This is a genomic window from Planotetraspora phitsanulokensis (genome assembly GCF_016863295.1).
In the GTDB taxonomy this organism is placed as follows: domain Bacteria; phylum Actinomycetota; class Actinomycetes; order Streptosporangiales; family Streptosporangiaceae; genus Planotetraspora; species Planotetraspora phitsanulokensis.
Map to the genome: position 1 here is coordinate 76354 of NZ_BOOP01000023.1, position 15310 is coordinate 91663.

Consider the following 15310-nt stretch of genomic DNA (forward strand, 5'->3'; position numbering starts at 1 on the left):
CGAAGGGGCGTGCGCGGTCAGCGCCGCCGTCTCGCGGTGCCGAAGATCGAGCGGGTGATCTCCCGGCCCAGCGCCGACGCGGCGGAGCGGGCGAGCGACCTGAACTCCGACGAGCCGAGGACGCCTTCGAGCACCGACTTCTTGCGTTCCTCGCGCTGCCGTCGCTCCGGCTCCCGGGGAGGAGCGCCGTAGGTGTCGGTGGAGGCGGGCACGGCCAGGCGGGAGCTGAGCATCTCGTAGGCCGACTCACGATCGATCGCCGTGCCGTACTTGGCGAGGAGCGCAGAGGCCCCGACGACCCCGCGGACCACGGCGGGGTCCGAGGGCGCCATCAGCGACTGCGGGGCGCACAGACGGGTCCAGGCGACCGGTGTGGGGGCTCCCGTCTCCGAGAGCACGGTCACGACCGCCTCCCCGATGCCAAGCTCCGTCAGCAGCCGCTGCAGGTCATACGCCGACTCGGGGAAGGTCGAGACGGTCGCCTTCAGCGCCTTGGCGTCCTGCGGGGTGAAGGCCCGCAGGGCGTGCTGCACCCGGGCGCCGAGTTGGGCCAGCACGTCGGCCGGCACGTCCTTGGGCGTCTGGGTGACGAGGAAGACGCCGACGCCCTTCGAGCGGATCAGCCGCACGGTCTGCGTGATCGACTCCAGGAACGCCTTGGAGGCGTCGCTGAACAGCAGGTGGGCCTCGTCGAAGAAGAACACGAGCTTGGGCTTGTCGGGATCGCCCACCTCGGGCAGCGCCTCGAACAGATCGGCGAGCAGCCACATCAGGAACGTGGAGAACAGCCGGGGCCGGTCCTGTACGGCGGGCAGCTCCAGGATGGAGACGACTCCGCGGCCGTCCGGCGCCTGCCGCAGCAGGTCGCGGGCGTCGAACTCGGGCTCGCCGAAGAACGCGTCGGCGCCCTGCGCCTGGAAGTTGACCACCGCGCGCAGGATGACCCCCGCCGTCGCCGGCGACAGGCCGCCGATGCCCTTCAGCGCCTCGGGCGTGTCGGTCAGATAGGTGATGACCGCGATGAGGTCCTTCAGGTCGAGCAGCGGCATGCCGTGCTGGTCGGCGAAGTAGAAGACCAGGCCGAGCGACGACTCCTGGGTCTCGTTGAGTCCGAGGACCTTGGAGAGCAGCGTGGGCCCGAAGGCCGTCATGGTGGCGCGAAGCGGGATGCCCTCCCCCATGCCGCCAAGGGAGAAGAACTCGACGGGGCATGCCACGCCCGTCCAGGACTGACCCACCTCGGCCGCCCGCTGCGCGGTGCGATCGGAGGGGACGCCCGGCGAGGCCATGCCGGACAGGTCGCCCTTCACGTCGGCGAGGAAGACCGGGACGCCCTGGGCGGACAGTTGCTCGGCCATGAGCTGGAGCGTCTTGGTCTTGCCCGTGCCGGTCGCCCCGGCGACGAGCCCGTGCCGGTTCATCATCGCGAGCGGGATCCGGATCGGCGACGACGGGTCGGCCGTGCCGTCGTCTTTCACCAGCGCCCCCAGCTCAAGGGCGGGCCCCGGGAAGTCGTAGCCCTTCATTCCTTGTGGTACGCCTTTCCGGGAGTGGGGCTGCCGATGAGCTCGGAGACCGTCACGTACGTGAAGTGCTTGCGATCCAGCTCGTCGAGCAGGCGAGGCAGCGCCTCGACCGTGGTCGGGTGGATGTCGTGCATCAGGACGATGTCGCCGGGTTTCGCCTCACCGGACCGCTTGGCCACCAGGGCGGCGTTGCGGTCCCTCCAGTCGAGCGTGTCGAGGTCCCACAGGATCTGGGCGAGCCCCTCCTCCCTCGTCGCGTCCTCCACGCGCTTGTCGGTCGACCCGTACGGCGGGCGCATCAGGCGCATCCTGACGCCGGCGACCTGCTGCACCACGTCCTGTGTGCGCTGGAGCTCGCGCCGCAGCGCCTCCGGCGACAGGCCCACGAGGGAGGGGTGGTCCCACGAGTGGTTGCCCAGCTCGTGTCCCTCGGAGACCATCCGGCGCACGAAGCCGCGGGTCTCGTCGGTGACCATCTGGCCGAGCATGAAGAACGTCGCGCGGGCGCGGTGGGCGGCCAGGGTGTCCAGCACGGCGTCCGTTCGGTCGCCCGGTCCGTCGTCGAAGGTCAGCGCCACACATTTGAGCTGTTTGCAGTCGATCTTCCTGGGCGGCGGGGCAACCGGCATGCGTGGGCCCGGCCAGCCGCGCTGCCTGCCCGCCAGCCGGTTGCCGAAGACCTGGGCGTCGAACTGGGCGCCCGCGCGGAACGCGTGATGGGACTTCGAGGACGGACTCGGGACCGCGGACGACCTTGCCTCACCACAGCCCGCGGCGAGCAGCAATGACAACAGCAGCAGTCCGACCCGCATACGACCCCCCGGAGAGCTCGGGGGGCGCGGAATCTACGGATGCTCCTTGACCCCTTCCCCCCTGAGAACCTTGGCCAGGTCTTCCCACCAGGGCGGCTCGTGTGCCTTGAGCTCGGCATACCGCCGGGCGACCCGGATGGCGCATCCGACAGGATCCGTACCCAGGTGCCGGCATTTCACGGCACCCTCGCGCCAACGGTAAAGACCCTCCCGGAAGCTGACGACCAGGCCGATCCAGACCGAGAGGGTGACTTCGTCCCCGATCTCGTACGCGTCGGGAACCCCGAGCACGGCGAGCTCCGCGCGGAGTTTCTCCAGCGCGGCCTGCGAATCACTCACCCGCCACCACCCGCTGATGGACGCTCACGATCCGTCGCCGAAGAGAGGCACACAAAAAGGGATGTACCCAACCTTGAGCCGGCCCTCGCACACTCATGGAGTAATCATGAGACTCCGGAGCGTCACCGCGCAGCCGTACCCGTCAGTCATCAAGCCGTTCGGCGGGTTCGGTGACCACCATGACGAACCGGAGCGGGACGTCGCCCTCGTTGGCGTAGCGGTGCGGGCGGTCGGCGCTGAAGACGACCGCGTCGCCCGTCCCCACGACATGGCTCTTGCCGTACAGGCTGAGCGTGAGCTCACCCTCGAGAACCGTGATCATTTCTCGCGTCCCGGCGGGGTGCGCGTCGCCGTCGTGAAGCTCACCGGGCCCGAGCTGCCAGTCCCACAACTCGAGGATCGCGGGGGCGTCGGTGCCGACGAGCAGCCGCGCCGAGCCGCCCCCGCCGTGCTCGAACGTCACGATGTCGGCCGCGTGGACGATCCGCACCACGGGGGTGTCCGAGACCTCGACCAGCCGTCCGACGGTCACGCCGAGCGCGTCGCCGATCCGGCTGAGGGTGTTCACGCTGGGGTTGGTCCTGCCCTGCTCGATCTGGATGAGCATGCCGCGGCTCACGTTCGATCGTGCGGCGAGTTCGTCGAGCGTCATCCCGCGGTGGGCTCGCTGCCCTCGGACGTTGGCCGCGATGGCGGCGGCGAGGGTCTCCGGATCCGGCATGAGTACAGTCTAGTGATTCACATATACAATCCATTGCACTCTCATGAATGTCGATTGGATGGCGATCAGTGACAGCGGCTGTACTGGCGACCGCATGCGCGGTGATCTTCGGGACGGCCGACTTCTTCGGAGGTCTCGCCACCAGGCGCTCGCGCGTGCTCGCGGTCGTCGTGTTCTCCCAGATCGGGGGGCTGCTGCTGATCGTGCCGCTGCTCGCCTTCCTGCCGGGGTCCCCGAGCCCGGCGGCCCTGCTGTGGGGAATGGCCTCGGGTGTGGCCGGCGCCTGCGGAATCGTGATGTTCTACCGGGGTCTGGCCACCGGTGTGATGTCGGTGGTCGCCCCCACCACCGCCACCGCCTCGATGGCGGTGCCGGTGATCTTCGGCCTGATCACCGGAGAGCGTCCGTCGTCACTGGCGCTCGTGGGGGTGGTTCTCGGCCTGTTCGCCGTGACCCTGGTCAGCCGGTCGCCGAACGACCCGGCGCACGGTTCCCGGATCGGCTCGATCCTCAACGCCCTCGCCTCCGGCGCGGGGTTCGGCGGCTTCTTCATCCTCTTGAAGCTGGCCCCGGAGGATTCGGGCGTGTGGCCGCTCCTCGGCGCCCGTATCGCGTCGATCGCGCTGGTCGCGCTGCTCGCGGTCGCGACGCGCAGGAGCCTGCGCCCCATCCCGGGGACGCTGCGGGTGACCTTCGCCGCCGGGCTGCTCGACATGGCCGCCAACGTGCTCTATCTCCTCGCCGCCCAGCGCGGCCTGCTGAGCCTGATCGCCGTCCTGGTGTCGCTCTACCCCGCGAGCACCCTGCTGCTGGCGCGGTACGTCCTCGGTGAACGGCTGAGCCCGGTGCAGATCACCGGGGTCGGCTTCGCGCTGGGGGCCATCGCTCTCATCGCCGCCGCCTGACCCCGGACACACAGGTACGGCTGCCGCGATGCGACAGCCGTACCAGGGGAACCGCGAGGAAGAGGTTGATCTCAGGCGGCCACAGCGGGCTCGGGTACTCGGACCACGCCCTCTTCACGCGCGTAGCCCTCGAGCATTCCGCGAAGCTGCCGGCGGCCGCGGTGGAGCCGGGACATCACCGTGCCGATGGGCGTGCCCATGCGGTCGGCGATCTCCTTGTAGGCGAACCCCTCGACGTCGGCCAGGTAGACGGCCATGCGGAACTCCTCCGGAAGGGAGCGCAGGGCGTCCATCACGACGCTGTCGGGCAGCTGGTCGAGCGCCTCGTTCTCCGCCGAGCGCAGCCCGGTCGAGGTGTGGGACTCGGCGGCGGCGAGCTGCCAGTCCTCGATGTCCTCAGCCGTGGACAGCTTCGGCGAGCGCTGCTTCTTCCGGTAGTCGTTGATGAAGTTGTTGGTGAGGATGCGGTGCAGCCACGCCTTGAGGTTCGTGCCCTCACGGAACTGGTGGTAGGAGGTGTAGGCCTTCGCCACGGTCTCCTGGACCAGGTCCTCCGCGTCGGCCGGGTTACGGGTGAGCCGCATGGCGGACGCGTAGAGCTGACCGGTAACCGGGACGACGTCGCGCTCGAACCACGCGTGTCGCTGCTCTTCAGTCATCGAGATCATCTCTTCCCCCTACGGAACTTCTCCCCCGTTACCCGTCCGGCATCGACCCATGCGAGGAGGCCTGGTTCATTTGCGGTCCCGGGACATCGTCCCAGCCGAACCCTAAGAATGGTGTTAAATGTTTCACCTGTTCAGCGGGGTCGCTCAGGCCAGGCGCCCGGCACGGGCAGATCACGTGCGGGCCGGACGAATCTCAGTAGCGTAACACTCCAGCCTCAATCCGGAGTAAAGTGTGGCAAACCTCACTCGCTAAAGTATCGGCATGAAACACGTGAACCGGCATGATCCCGTCACGCGGGCCTGGGCCGCCGACGCCATCTTGGCCGTGGAAGCCGACGCGAACCGCAGTTGTGACACGCACCTGCATGTGTTCCCCCTCCCCTCTCACTGGGGCGTGGACCTCTACTTGAAAGACGAGTCGGTGCACCCGACCGGTTCACTCAAACACCGGCTCGCCCGCTCACTTTTCCTGTACGGCCTGGCCAACGGGTGGATCGGCCCCACGACCACGATCATCGAGGCGTCCAGCGGATCGACCGCGGTCAGCGAGGCCTACTTCGCCCGGCTCCTGGGACTGCCGTTCATCGCCGTGATCCCGACCACCACCTCACCGGAGAAGCGGGAGATCATCGAGTTCTACGGCGGCAAATGCCACCTCGTCGACGACCCCGGGGCGATCTACGAGGAGTCCAGGAAGCTCGCCTGGGTGACAGGTGGCCACTACATGGACCAGTTCACCTACGCGGAGCGGGCGACCGACTGGCGGGGCAACAACAACATCGCCGAGAGCATCTTCCAGCAGATGACCCATGAGCGGCACCCGGAGCCCGCGTGGATCGTGGTGGGAGCGGGCACCGGAGGCACGTCCGCGACGATCGGGCGCTACATCAGGTACCGCCGCCACGCGACCCAGCTGTGCGTCGCCGATCCCGAAGGCTCGGCGTTCTTCCCCTCGTGGATCTCGGGAGACGACCTCGCCACCGGCCCAGGATCCCGGATCGAGGGGATCGGACGGCCCCGCGTCGAGCCGTCGTTCCTGCCCACCGTGATCGACCGGATGACCCACGTGCCCGATGCCGTGTCGATCGCCGCCATGCACTGGGTGAAGGAGGTCACGCGGCGGGACGTCGGCGGCTCGACGGGCACCAACGTCGCGGCGGCGGTGGAGATCGTCAAGGAGATGCGGGCCCGGGGAGAAAAGGGCAGCGTCGTCACGTTGATCTGCGACGGCGGCGAGCGTTACCGGGACACCTACGGCGACGACCAATGGCTGGCCGACAAGGGCATCGACATCGAGCCCCACCTCGCCGACCTCCGCCAGTTCCTGCGGAGCTGAACCCCTCCCGTCGCGGGGCCGCTCAGGCCCCGCGGCGAGGGTCGCCGTCAGTCGCCGAGGATGGCGTCGACGAACACCTCGGGGTCGAACGGGGCCAGGTCGTCGGGACCCTCCCCGAGCCCCACAAGCTTGACCGGTACGCCCAGCTCACGCTGGACCGAGATCACGATGCCGCCCTTGGCGGTGCCGTCGAGCTTGGTCAGCGCGATGCCTGTGATGTTGACCACCTCGGCGAACACCTGGGCCTGGCGCATGCCGTTCTGGCCCGTGGTCGCATCGAGGACCAGGAGCACCTCGTCGACCAGCGCCCGCTTCTCGATCACTCGCTTGACCTTGCCGAGCTCGTCCATCAGGCCGGTCTTGGTGTGCAGACGACCGGCCGTGTCGACGATGACGGTGTCCACATGGTCCTCGAAGCCCTTGGCCACGGCGTCGAATGCCACGGACGCGGGGTCGCCGCCCTCCGGCCCCCGGACCACGGCCGCACCCACCCGGTCACCCCAGGTCTGGAGCTGGTCCGCCGCCGCCGCGCGGAACGTGTCGGCGGCGCCGAGGACGACCTTGTTCCCGTCGCCGATCAGCACCCGGGCGAGCTTGCCCGACGTGGTGGTCTTGCCGGTGCCGTTGACCCCCACGATCAGGACCACCGCAGGGCGCTCGCCGTGCGGCCGGACGTGCAGGGTGCGGTCGAGCTCGGGGGCGATCTGGGTGAGCAGCTCCTCGCGCAACATCGCCCTGACCTCGACCGGCGTGCGGGTGCCGAGGACCTTCACCTTCGTACGGAGATCCTCGACGATGGCCCGGGTCGGGGCCACGCCGACGTCGGCGGTGATCAGGTTCTCCTCGATCTCGTCCCAGACCTCGTCGTCGAGCCGGTCCCGCGAGAGCAGTTCGAGCAGTCCCCTGCCGAACGCGCTCTGCGAACGGGCCAGGCGCCCGCGCAGCCGGACCATTCTGCCCGCGGACGGCGGCGGGATCTCGATCTCCGGCGCCTTGACGAGCTCCTCGGCGGGCGCCGGCGGGGGCAGCGTCGTGGTCACGCCGCCTTCCTGGTCGCCACGACCGCCGGCTTGCGGCTCTTCGACGCCCGGGGCGCGCGGCGCCGGAGGCGCCTCCACCGTGGGGCGGTCCTTGGCCTTGGGCCGGAAGTAGAGGAACAGGCCACCGACCGCCAGTACGGCGACGACGGCCACGATCACGATGACGCCGAGGTAACCATCCACAAATGCAGTTTCCCAGACACACCGCACTGCTCCGGTCACCAAACCTCGTCACACGGCCATATCCGGCCCGACTCTCCACCCGAATGACGTGCACAGGCATCACCGCGAGGGGCGCGGCGGTGTCTGGACTGAGGAGAGAGTGGGGAGCGAGGAACGAGCGACCCCGAGCGACGAGGGAAGACATCGCCTCCGGGCGCCCCGAGCCCGCCTCTCCGAAGGAGAGGCCATCAAACACAGAGCGGAGCGAGCGCCAATGTCACGCGTGCTCGCGCAGGCGCTGGCTCACCACCTGGGTGACGCCGTCGCCGCGCATGGAGACTCCGTACAGCGCGTCGGCGATCTCCATCGTCCGCTTCTGGTGCGTGATGACGATGAGCTGCGAACTCTGGCGCAGTTCCTCGAAGAGGGTCAGCAGCCGCTGGGTGTTGGTATCGTCGAGGGCGGCCTCGACCTCGTCCATCACGTAGAACGGCGACGGGCGGGCCTTGAAGATGGAGATGAGGAACGCCACGGCGGTCAGGGACCGCTCACCGCCGGACAGCAGCGACAGCCGCTTGACCTTCTTGCCCGGTGGCCGGGCCTCGACCTCGACTCCCGTGGTGAGCATGTCGGACGGGTCGGTCAGCAGCAGACGCCCGTCGCCGCCGGGGAAGACCCGCTCGAAGATCTGGGAGAACTCCCTGGCCACGTCCTCGTAGGCGGCGGAGAAGACCTGTTCGACCCGGTCGTCGACCTCCTTGACGACGAGCAGGAGGTCCCTGCGGGTCTTCTTGAGGTCTTCGAGCTGCGAGCTGAGGAAGGCGTGCCGTTCCTCGAGCGCGGCGAACTCCTCGAGCGCGAGCGGGTTGACCTTGCCCAGCTGGGTCATCTGCTTGTCGGCCGTTCTCGCCCGCTTCTCCTGCTCCTCGCGGACGTACGGCACCGGCGGGTCGCCGGGCACCGGGACGCTCGGCCCGTACTCGGAGATGAGGGGCTCCAGCTCGACGCCGTACTCCTCCAGCGCCCGCTCTTCCATCTGCTCGAGCCGCAGGCGCTGCTCGGTCCTGGCCATCTCGCTGCCGTGAGCGCGGTTGACCAGGGTGTCCAGCTCCGAGCTGAGGGCGCGGACGCGGAGCCGTACGGCCTTGAGCTCGGCGTCGATCTCGCCGCGTGCCCGCTCCGCCTCGTCGCGCTCTTCCGCGGCCCGCGTGAGCGAGGAATCCAGCGCCTTCAGCGCGATCTGCGCTGCGCCGACCACGCCGGCGGCGACCTCGGCCTGCCTGCGGCGCCGCTCCCGTTGCGCAGCCGCACGCGCGCGGTCGTCCCGTTCCCGCCGGGCCGCGCGCATCAGCCCGTCGGCCCGGCCGGCTATGCCCCTGACGCGTTCCTCGGACGTCCTGACGGTGAGCCTGGACTCCATCTCGGCCTGGCGCGTCACCCCTACGGCGGCGGCGAGCTCGTCACGCGTGTCGGTGGTCGGCTCGGCCTCCAGCTCCTGGGCGTACTCCGCCTCGGCCAGCTGCTCCTCCAGCTCGACGACCGCCGCCTGGGCCAGCTCACGGGCCTGTTCGCCGTCCTGTACGGCTTTCGCCAGCCGGGCGGCCTCGTCCTGGGCCGCCTTAACGGCCGCTTCGAGCCGGGCGAGCTCCTTGGCGGCCGCGGCCGCCTTCTGGTCGGCGTCCCGCTGACGGCCCCGCAGCCGGTCGAGCACGGACTGGGCCGCGTTCAGCCCGGTCTGCGCGCTGTTGATGCCGTTCTGCGCCATGGTGAGACCGTTTTGCGCCTCGCCGACGCGCGCCTGCGCCGCGTCGAGCGCGAGCTGGGTCTCCTCCTCGGCCGCCGCGGCCTCTTCGAGGGCGAGCGCGTGGGTCTCCGCGGCTGTCTCGGCGGTGGCGAGGTCGGCGGCCGCCTCGTCGAGCGCGGCCCGCACCTGTAGCGGCGAGGCCACACTTCCGGAACCGCCATGCGCCGAGTGTGCCCCGAGGACGTCCCCCGAACGGGTTACGGCCCGCAGGCTCGGCTCGGCCTCCACGACCTTCCGCGCCGAGGCGAGATCGTCGACGACCACCACGTCCGCCAGAAGGGCGTCGACGGTGGTCCGGAGCGCCTCCGGCACGGTGACCAGGTCGGCGGCCCATTCCGCACCGTCGACGGCCGCCCGCGCCGGGACGGCCTGGCCGTCGCCGGCGATCAGCAGTGCCGTCCTGCCTCCGTCGGCGACCCGCAGGTGCTCCAGGGCGGCCACGGCGGCGTTCAGGGAGTCGACGGTGACGGCGTCGGCCGTCAGGACCGCGGCGACGGCCGCCTCGGCCCCCGGCCGGACGGCGAGCATGGTGGCGATCGGGCCGAGGACGCCGGGGAGGTCGGCGCCGAGCAGGGCGGCTGCCCCGTCGACGCCTCCGGCGAGACTCATCTCCAGCGCCTCGCGGCGTGCCCGGAGCGCGGCGACGGCACGCTGCGACTCCTGGTCGGCGGCCTGTGCCGCCCCGACGGCCGATTTGGCGGCGCCGAGCGCCTCGCGCGGCGCGGAGGCGGCGGCCTTGGCCTGCTCCACGGCGGTCTCGGCCTGTTCGGCCACGCCCCGTGCCACCTCGACGGCGGCCCTGGCTAGGTCGACGCCCTCCTGGGCCGCCTCGAACTCGGCGGCCAGCTCCGGATCGGCCACGGGCTCGCCGAGCTCGTGCGCGTCGCAGTCGGACTGCGCCCGCTCGGCCCGGTGGTGTGCGTCCTCGACGGCCTTGGTCAGGCGGCCGATCTCGTCACTCGCGGCGCGGGCGCGGCTCCTGGCGGACTCGACCTGGCCCCGGAGCCTGGCGAGCGCCTCACGCCTGTCGGCGGCCGCGCGGGCCGCGACGGACAGGCGGCGTTCCTCGGCGGCGAGCGCCTCCTCCGCCTCGGCACGGATCTCCACGGCCGCTTCCAGCCGGTCGCGTGCCTCGTCGAGCTCGTCGGACAGCGCCTGTTCCTGCTCCCTCACCTCGGCGGCCTCGCGCTCGAGGTCTTCCGGGTCGCGGCCGCGACGTTCGATCGAGGCGGCGTCCGCGGCGTGCCGTCCCCGTTCGGCCGCGAGGCTCTCCACGCCGCGGAGCCTCTCCTTGAGGGCCGACAGGCGGTAGAAGGTCTCCTGGACGGCCTTCAGGCGGGGCTGGGCGTCGTTCTCCGCCGCCTCCAGCTCGGCCTCCCGTCGCTGGCCGTCGGCCAGCTCGGTCTCGACCTGGGTGCGCCGGGCGAGGACGGCCGCCTCGTCGGCCGCCTCCCGCTGCAGGACCTCCCGCAGGTTCACGACGTCGTCGGCGAGCAGGCGCAGCCGGGCGTCGCGCAGGTCGGCCTGGATGACGGCGGCCTTGCGGGCGATCTCCGCCTGCCGTCCCAGTGGTTTGAGCTGGCGCCGAAGCTCGGTGGCCAGGTCCTGCACGCGGGTGAGGTTGGCCTGCATCGCGTCGAGCTTGCGAAGCGCCTTCTCCTTGCGCTTGCGGTGCTTGAGGACGCCGGCGGCCTCCTCGATGAACGCGCGGCGCTCCTCCGGGCCTGCGTGGAGCACCTGGTCGAGCTGGCCCTGGCCGACGATGACGTGCATCTCGCGGCCGATGCCGGAGTCGGACAGGAGTTCCTGGATGTCGAGCAGGCGGCAGGTGTCGCCGTTGATGGCGTACTCGCTCTGCCCCGACCGGAACATCAGCCGGCTGATCGTCACCTCGGTGTAGTCGATCGGCAGCGCGCCATCGGAGTTGTCGATGGTCAGCGTCACCTCGGCACGGCCGAGCGGCGGGCGACTCGAAGTGCCCGCGAAGATCACGTCCTCCATCTTGCCGCCGCGCAGCGACTTGGCGCTGTGCTCGCCCATGACCCAGGCGAGGGCGTCGACGACGTTGGACTTTCCTGAGCCGTTGGGGCCGACCACACAGGTGATGCCGGGCTCGAAACGCAGGGACGTGGCTGAGGCGAAGGATTTGAAGCCGCGCAGGGTGAGCGTCTTCAGATACACGCGGCCCCCTCCCTGACGCAAGACTTATCGGGGAAGACTACCGGTCCCGGCAGTGCCGAGACGTCGGATAGACCCCATGACACCGGTTCCGGCGACGTGGTCCCCGGCAACGGGGCATACTGCCCCCGCGAAAGCCGATCAGGCCTGTGAAGGTCGCGCGGATCCGCCGAGCCGGTCGCCGACGAGGACGGCCCAGGCAGTTCACGAAACACCGGATGTCAACGACAAATCACCGATGGAACTACCAGCCAGTACGAAAATGGACTTTGCGGACACTTGACCGGCGAGTGAATGGCGGTCGAACGGTTTCCACAAATGACAAGGGACGCCTTTGCGGGCGTCCCTGACAATCCTTCCTTTTTGGGCCGGTCTCTCAAGTGAGAGCCGGCTCGCGATCCTGCAGCCGGACCAGGGTCTCTTCACGAGTTTGCGCCGACAGCGCGTCGTTCTGTGCCTGGAGCCGGGTTAGTTCTGCCTCCAGATCCCGGATGCGCTGCTGGAGACGGCGCATTTCCGAGACCATCCGAGGGTCAGGACCGCCGACGTGGCCGAGTAGAGCCTTCGCCATAGTAAAGGGTCCTCCACGCTGAGTGACCAGACTGGTTCGCGCACTTCATTGCCGCGGGAGGGGTGCGCGTGGTTCCTCTCAAGAGTCGCACCGGCAATGGAGGCGGTCAAGCTGAACGCTCCGTACGGATCCGCCGGTGGGCACTCTCGGTAGGTAAATATACCGCATTTGGGTGGTTTGAGGGAAGCCCTATCGCTCTACAAACCCCGCCATACTTCCCTTGGCGTCGCTCCAGCGCTCCACCACCCCCTCCACCTGACCTGGCGTGTCGGTCCCGCGCAGCAGCTCCAGAAGCCTCTCGCACGACTCCCGGGGCCCTTCCGCCACGACCTCGACTCTGCCGTCGGCGAGATTGGCCGCCCAGCCCACCAGGCCGAGCTCCAGCGCCCTCGCGCGGGTCCACCATCGGAAGCCGACCCCCTGCACCCGGCCCCGGACCCACGCCGTCAACCTCACCACGTTCACAGTAGCTGGCCGATCCCGGCTGCCCTTCGGCGGGGACCTGTCATGGCCTGGCATTTCGCGGCGTCGGCTGGCACTTCGGGCAGCTGTAGGACGACCTGTTCATGAACGCCTCCCGCCGCACCGGAGTCCCGCATCGGGGACACGGCTCGTCCCGCCTGCCGTACACGGCGAGTGACCGGTCGAAGTAGCCGCTCTCGCCGTTGACGTTCACGTAGAGGCTGTCGAAGGACGTGCCGCCCTGGCCGAGCGCCTCGGACATGACCTCGCGGACGGCCGACAACAACTCCGCGATCGCCGGGCGGGAGAGCGTCTCCGTAGGACGCGCCCAGTGCAGCCGCGCGCGCCACAACGCCTCGTCCGCGTAGATGTTGCCGACCCCGCTGATCAGCGACTGGTCGAGCAGCGCCCTCTTGATCCCGGTACGGCGCCGCCGGAGCCGGGCCGCGAACTCCGCGTCGTCGAAGGCGCTCTCGAGGGGGTCGGCGGCGATGTGCGTGATCGGCTCGGGGACTGGCCTCGGCGACCGGTGGACCATGGGGGCGACCAGGACGTGGCCGAACGTCCGCTGGTCCACGAACCGGAGGTCGGGTCCCCCGTCGGTGAAGCCGAGCCGCACGCGCAGGTGCTTCTCCAGAGGCGCGAGAGAGTCCACCACGAGCAGTTGGCCGCTCATGCCGAGATGCGCCAGCAGCGCCTCGGCGGCCACAGGCGGCTCAGTGGCCTCACCTTCCACGGCACGACCCTCATCCGCAGCCGTGCCGTCGTGCAGCGGCAGCCAGAGATACTTGCCGCGGCGCTCCGCGGACAGGATGGTCCGGCCCTTGAGCTGATCGGGAAGCTCTCCCGCGTTCCGCCGGACCGCGCGGGGATGCAGGACCTCCGCCGACGCGATGGTCCGGCCGGCGACCCAGCGGTCCAGGCCGCGCCGGACGACTTCCACCTCGGGCAGTTCGGGCATCCCGCTCCTCCCCTCGTGCCGAGCCCGGATCCTTGTCGGTCCCGGGCGACGATCTTCGGCGAGCCGTCAGGACTGGCCGAGCCCCGCGCCCTCGCGGGCGTCCCTGAGCGCGCGGATCGCCGTCCAGGCCGCCTCCGCCGCCTGCTGCTCGGCCTCCTTCTTGCTGCGCCCGGCGCCCGTGCCGTACTGCCGGCCGCCCACGCGCACCGCCGCCACGAACGACTTGGCGTGGTCGGGCCCGCTCTCGTCGACGTGGTACTCCGGGACGCCGAGCATCTCGGCGGCGGTCAGCTCCTGCAGCGAGGTCTTCCAGTCGAGCCCGGCGCCCAGCGACGCCGACCGGGTGATCAGCGGGTCGAAGAGCAGGTGGACGACGCGGAACGCCTCATCCAGGCCCTTGTCGACGTAGACGGTGCCGATGAGGGCCTCCAGCGTGTCGGCCAGGATCGACGACTTGTCACGTCCGCCGGTGCCCTCCTCGCCGCGCCCGAGCCGGAGGTACTTGCCGAGGCCGAGGGTCCGCGCCACGTCGGCGAGCGCCCGCATGTTCACGACCGCGGCGCGCAGCTTCGCGAGCTGCCCCTCCGGCAGGTCGGGGTGGCCTCGGTAAAGGGTGTCGGTGACCACCAGGCCCAGCACCGAGTCGCCGAGGAACTCCAGGCGCTCGTTGGTGGGCAGACCGCCGTTCTCGTAGGCGTAGGAGCGGTGCGTCAGCGCACGCTCAAGGATGGGATTGCTGAGCCGTACCTCGATGACCTGGTAAAGCTCGTCTCTGGCGACCTCCACGGCCACCGGCTTTCCCGATGGTGCAGCCACTTGTGTCCTCCTGACTCATGCATGGCAGAGCCGAGCACGGAGGCAAGTGGATCGATGTGAGGCCCGAGGGCGTGGTGGACGCCGGGCCACCGAAGTCGGGGGCCCCGGCGTCCACCACGGCCGCGGGCACGTTAATGCCGGTTTTTCGCTCCAACCGCCACCGCACGCGCCTCTAAGCAAGGTAACGCCGGCCGGGTCGTTTGACGATCCGGCCGGCGTCCCGATCCGCTCAGCGCGCGATCAGGCCGACGGCTCGATGACCTGACGGCGGTTGTAGGTGCCACATGTGGGGCACGCCACGTGCGGGCGCTTCGGCGAGCGGCACTGGGGGCAGCTCACGAGTGACACCGCAGCGGCCTTCCACTGGGCCCTGCGGGCGCGGGTGTTGCTCCGCGACATCTTCCGCTTGGGGACGGCCACGTCAACCCTCCTGATCGTCTTCGTTGTCCACAACCAAACCCTGCAGCGACGCCCAGCGTGGATCGAGCTTCTCGTGACCGTGGTCAGGGCCGGCCTCCGCCAGCTTGACCCCGCATACCGTGCACAGTCCGGCGCAGTCATCGCTGCAGACCGGGCTCAGCGGCAGTGCGAGCACCACCGCGTCACGGAATACCGGCTCGAGATCGAGCAACTCACCATCGAGGAAGAGGTCGTCCTCTCCCCCCGCGCTTCCAAGAAGCGCGTCGTCCGCCGAGTAATAGAAGAGCTCCTGGAAGTCGACCTCGATCTCCGAGGTCAACGGGTCCAGGCAGCGCGAGCATTCTCCGTGGAGCGGAGCCCGCGCCGTGCCCGTGACGAGCACGCCCTCCATCACCGCCTCGAGCCGGATGTCCAGCTCGACGTCGGCGTCCTTGGGGACGCCGATCATTCCGACCGCGAGATCCACCGGCGCCGGGAGAACGGGAGTCATCTTGCGCATCGACCCCGGTCGTCGTCCCAGATCATGAGTGGAGATCACCCAAGGGGCTCGGGGGTCGAGGCTGCGCTGAGTCATCCTGCTCTCGTTTAG

The 15310-nt window shown here is 69.9% G+C and carries 15 protein-coding genes; 2 read left to right on the top strand and 13 right to left on the bottom strand.

Going from position 1 to position 15310, the window contains the following annotated elements:
* Positions 1 to 17: 17 nt before the first annotated feature.
* The 4 genes from Pph01_RS25325 to Pph01_RS25340 all read right to left on the bottom strand — a co-directional run bounded on the left by Pph01_RS25325 (position 18) and on the right by Pph01_RS25340 (position 3398).
* Positions 18 to 1526: a helicase HerA-like domain-containing protein gene (locus tag Pph01_RS25325; protein ID WP_204075652.1), complete on the bottom strand. Its 1509-nt coding sequence runs from the start codon at positions 1524 to 1526 to the stop codon at positions 18 to 20.
* Complete coding sequence (locus Pph01_RS25330) at positions 1523 to 2338, bottom strand: polysaccharide deacetylase family protein (RefSeq protein ID WP_204075653.1); 816 nt, start codon at positions 2336 to 2338, stop codon at positions 1523 to 1525. The genes Pph01_RS25325 and Pph01_RS25330 overlap by 4 nt, the downstream gene beginning before the upstream one ends.
* A gap of 33 nt (positions 2339 to 2371) precedes the next feature.
* Positions 2372 to 2677, bottom strand: coding sequence for a hypothetical protein (locus Pph01_RS25335; RefSeq protein ID WP_204075654.1), 306 nt, complete (start codon positions 2675 to 2677; stop codon positions 2372 to 2374).
* A gap of 142 nt (positions 2678 to 2819) precedes the next feature.
* Complete coding sequence (locus Pph01_RS25340) at positions 2820 to 3398, bottom strand: helix-turn-helix domain-containing protein (RefSeq protein ID WP_204075655.1); 579 nt, start codon at positions 3396 to 3398, stop codon at positions 2820 to 2822.
* 68 nt (positions 3399 to 3466) lie between these two features.
* On the opposite strand from Pph01_RS25340, the gene Pph01_RS25345 reads away from it, so the two are divergent.
* A complete protein-coding gene (locus tag Pph01_RS25345; protein ID WP_204075656.1) occupies positions 3467 to 4303 on the top strand; it encodes a DMT family transporter in 837 nt (278 codons plus the stop codon).
* A 71-nt stretch (positions 4304 to 4374) separates the two neighbouring features.
* On the opposite strand, the gene Pph01_RS25350 is transcribed toward Pph01_RS25345, so the two are convergent.
* Positions 4375 to 4971 carry a sigma-70 family RNA polymerase sigma factor gene (locus tag Pph01_RS25350; protein WP_203955584.1) on the bottom strand — a complete coding sequence of 199 codons (597 nt, stop codon included), beginning with the start codon at positions 4969 to 4971 and terminating at the stop codon, positions 4375 to 4377.
* A 262-nt stretch (positions 4972 to 5233) separates the two neighbouring features.
* Between Pph01_RS25350 and Pph01_RS25355 the strand changes: the two genes are divergently transcribed.
* Positions 5234 to 6307: a PLP-dependent cysteine synthase family protein gene (locus tag Pph01_RS25355; protein ID WP_204075657.1), complete on the top strand. Its 1074-nt coding sequence runs from the start codon at positions 5234 to 5236 to the stop codon at positions 6305 to 6307.
* 47 nt (positions 6308 to 6354) lie between these two features.
* On the opposite strand, the gene ftsY is transcribed toward Pph01_RS25355, so the two are convergent.
* The 8 genes from ftsY to Pph01_RS25395 all read right to left on the bottom strand — a co-directional run bounded on the left by ftsY (position 6355) and on the right by Pph01_RS25395 (position 15295).
* A complete protein-coding gene (gene ftsY / locus Pph01_RS25360; RefSeq protein WP_204075658.1) occupies positions 6355 to 7530 on the bottom strand; it encodes a signal recognition particle-docking protein FtsY in 1176 nt (391 codons plus the stop codon).
* 256 nt (positions 7531 to 7786) lie between these two features.
* Positions 7787 to 11494 carry an AAA family ATPase gene (locus tag Pph01_RS25365; protein WP_204075659.1) on the bottom strand — a complete coding sequence of 1236 codons (3708 nt, stop codon included), beginning with the start codon at positions 11492 to 11494 and terminating at the stop codon, positions 7787 to 7789.
* 373 nt (positions 11495 to 11867) lie between these two features.
* Entirely contained in the window at positions 11868 to 12062 is a 195-nt protein-coding gene (locus Pph01_RS25370; RefSeq protein ID WP_204075660.1) for a hypothetical protein, read from the bottom strand.
* A 189-nt stretch (positions 12063 to 12251) separates the two neighbouring features.
* The gene (locus tag Pph01_RS25375; RefSeq protein WP_204075661.1) at positions 12252 to 12527 is read right to left on the bottom strand and encodes an acylphosphatase; all 276 of its coding nucleotides are present in this window, start codon (positions 12525 to 12527) and stop codon (positions 12252 to 12254) included.
* 40 nt (positions 12528 to 12567) lie between these two features.
* Entirely contained in the window at positions 12568 to 13485 is a 918-nt protein-coding gene (gene mutM / locus Pph01_RS25380; protein ID WP_204075662.1) for a bifunctional DNA-formamidopyrimidine glycosylase/DNA-(apurinic or apyrimidinic site) lyase, read from the bottom strand.
* Between the two features lie 66 nt (positions 13486 to 13551).
* Positions 13552 to 14271, bottom strand: a complete 720-nt coding sequence (rnc, locus tag Pph01_RS25385) for a ribonuclease III (protein WP_239117017.1) — start codon at positions 14269 to 14271, stop codon at positions 13552 to 13554.
* Between the two features lie 270 nt (positions 14272 to 14541).
* Positions 14542 to 14721, bottom strand: a complete 180-nt coding sequence (gene rpmF / locus Pph01_RS25390) for a 50S ribosomal protein L32 (RefSeq protein ID WP_203885404.1) — start codon at positions 14719 to 14721, stop codon at positions 14542 to 14544.
* Position 14722: 1 nt separating this feature from the next.
* Positions 14723 to 15295, bottom strand: a complete 573-nt coding sequence (locus tag Pph01_RS25395) for a YceD family protein (protein ID WP_204075663.1) — start codon at positions 15293 to 15295, stop codon at positions 14723 to 14725.
* Positions 15296 to 15310 lie beyond the last annotated feature (15 nt).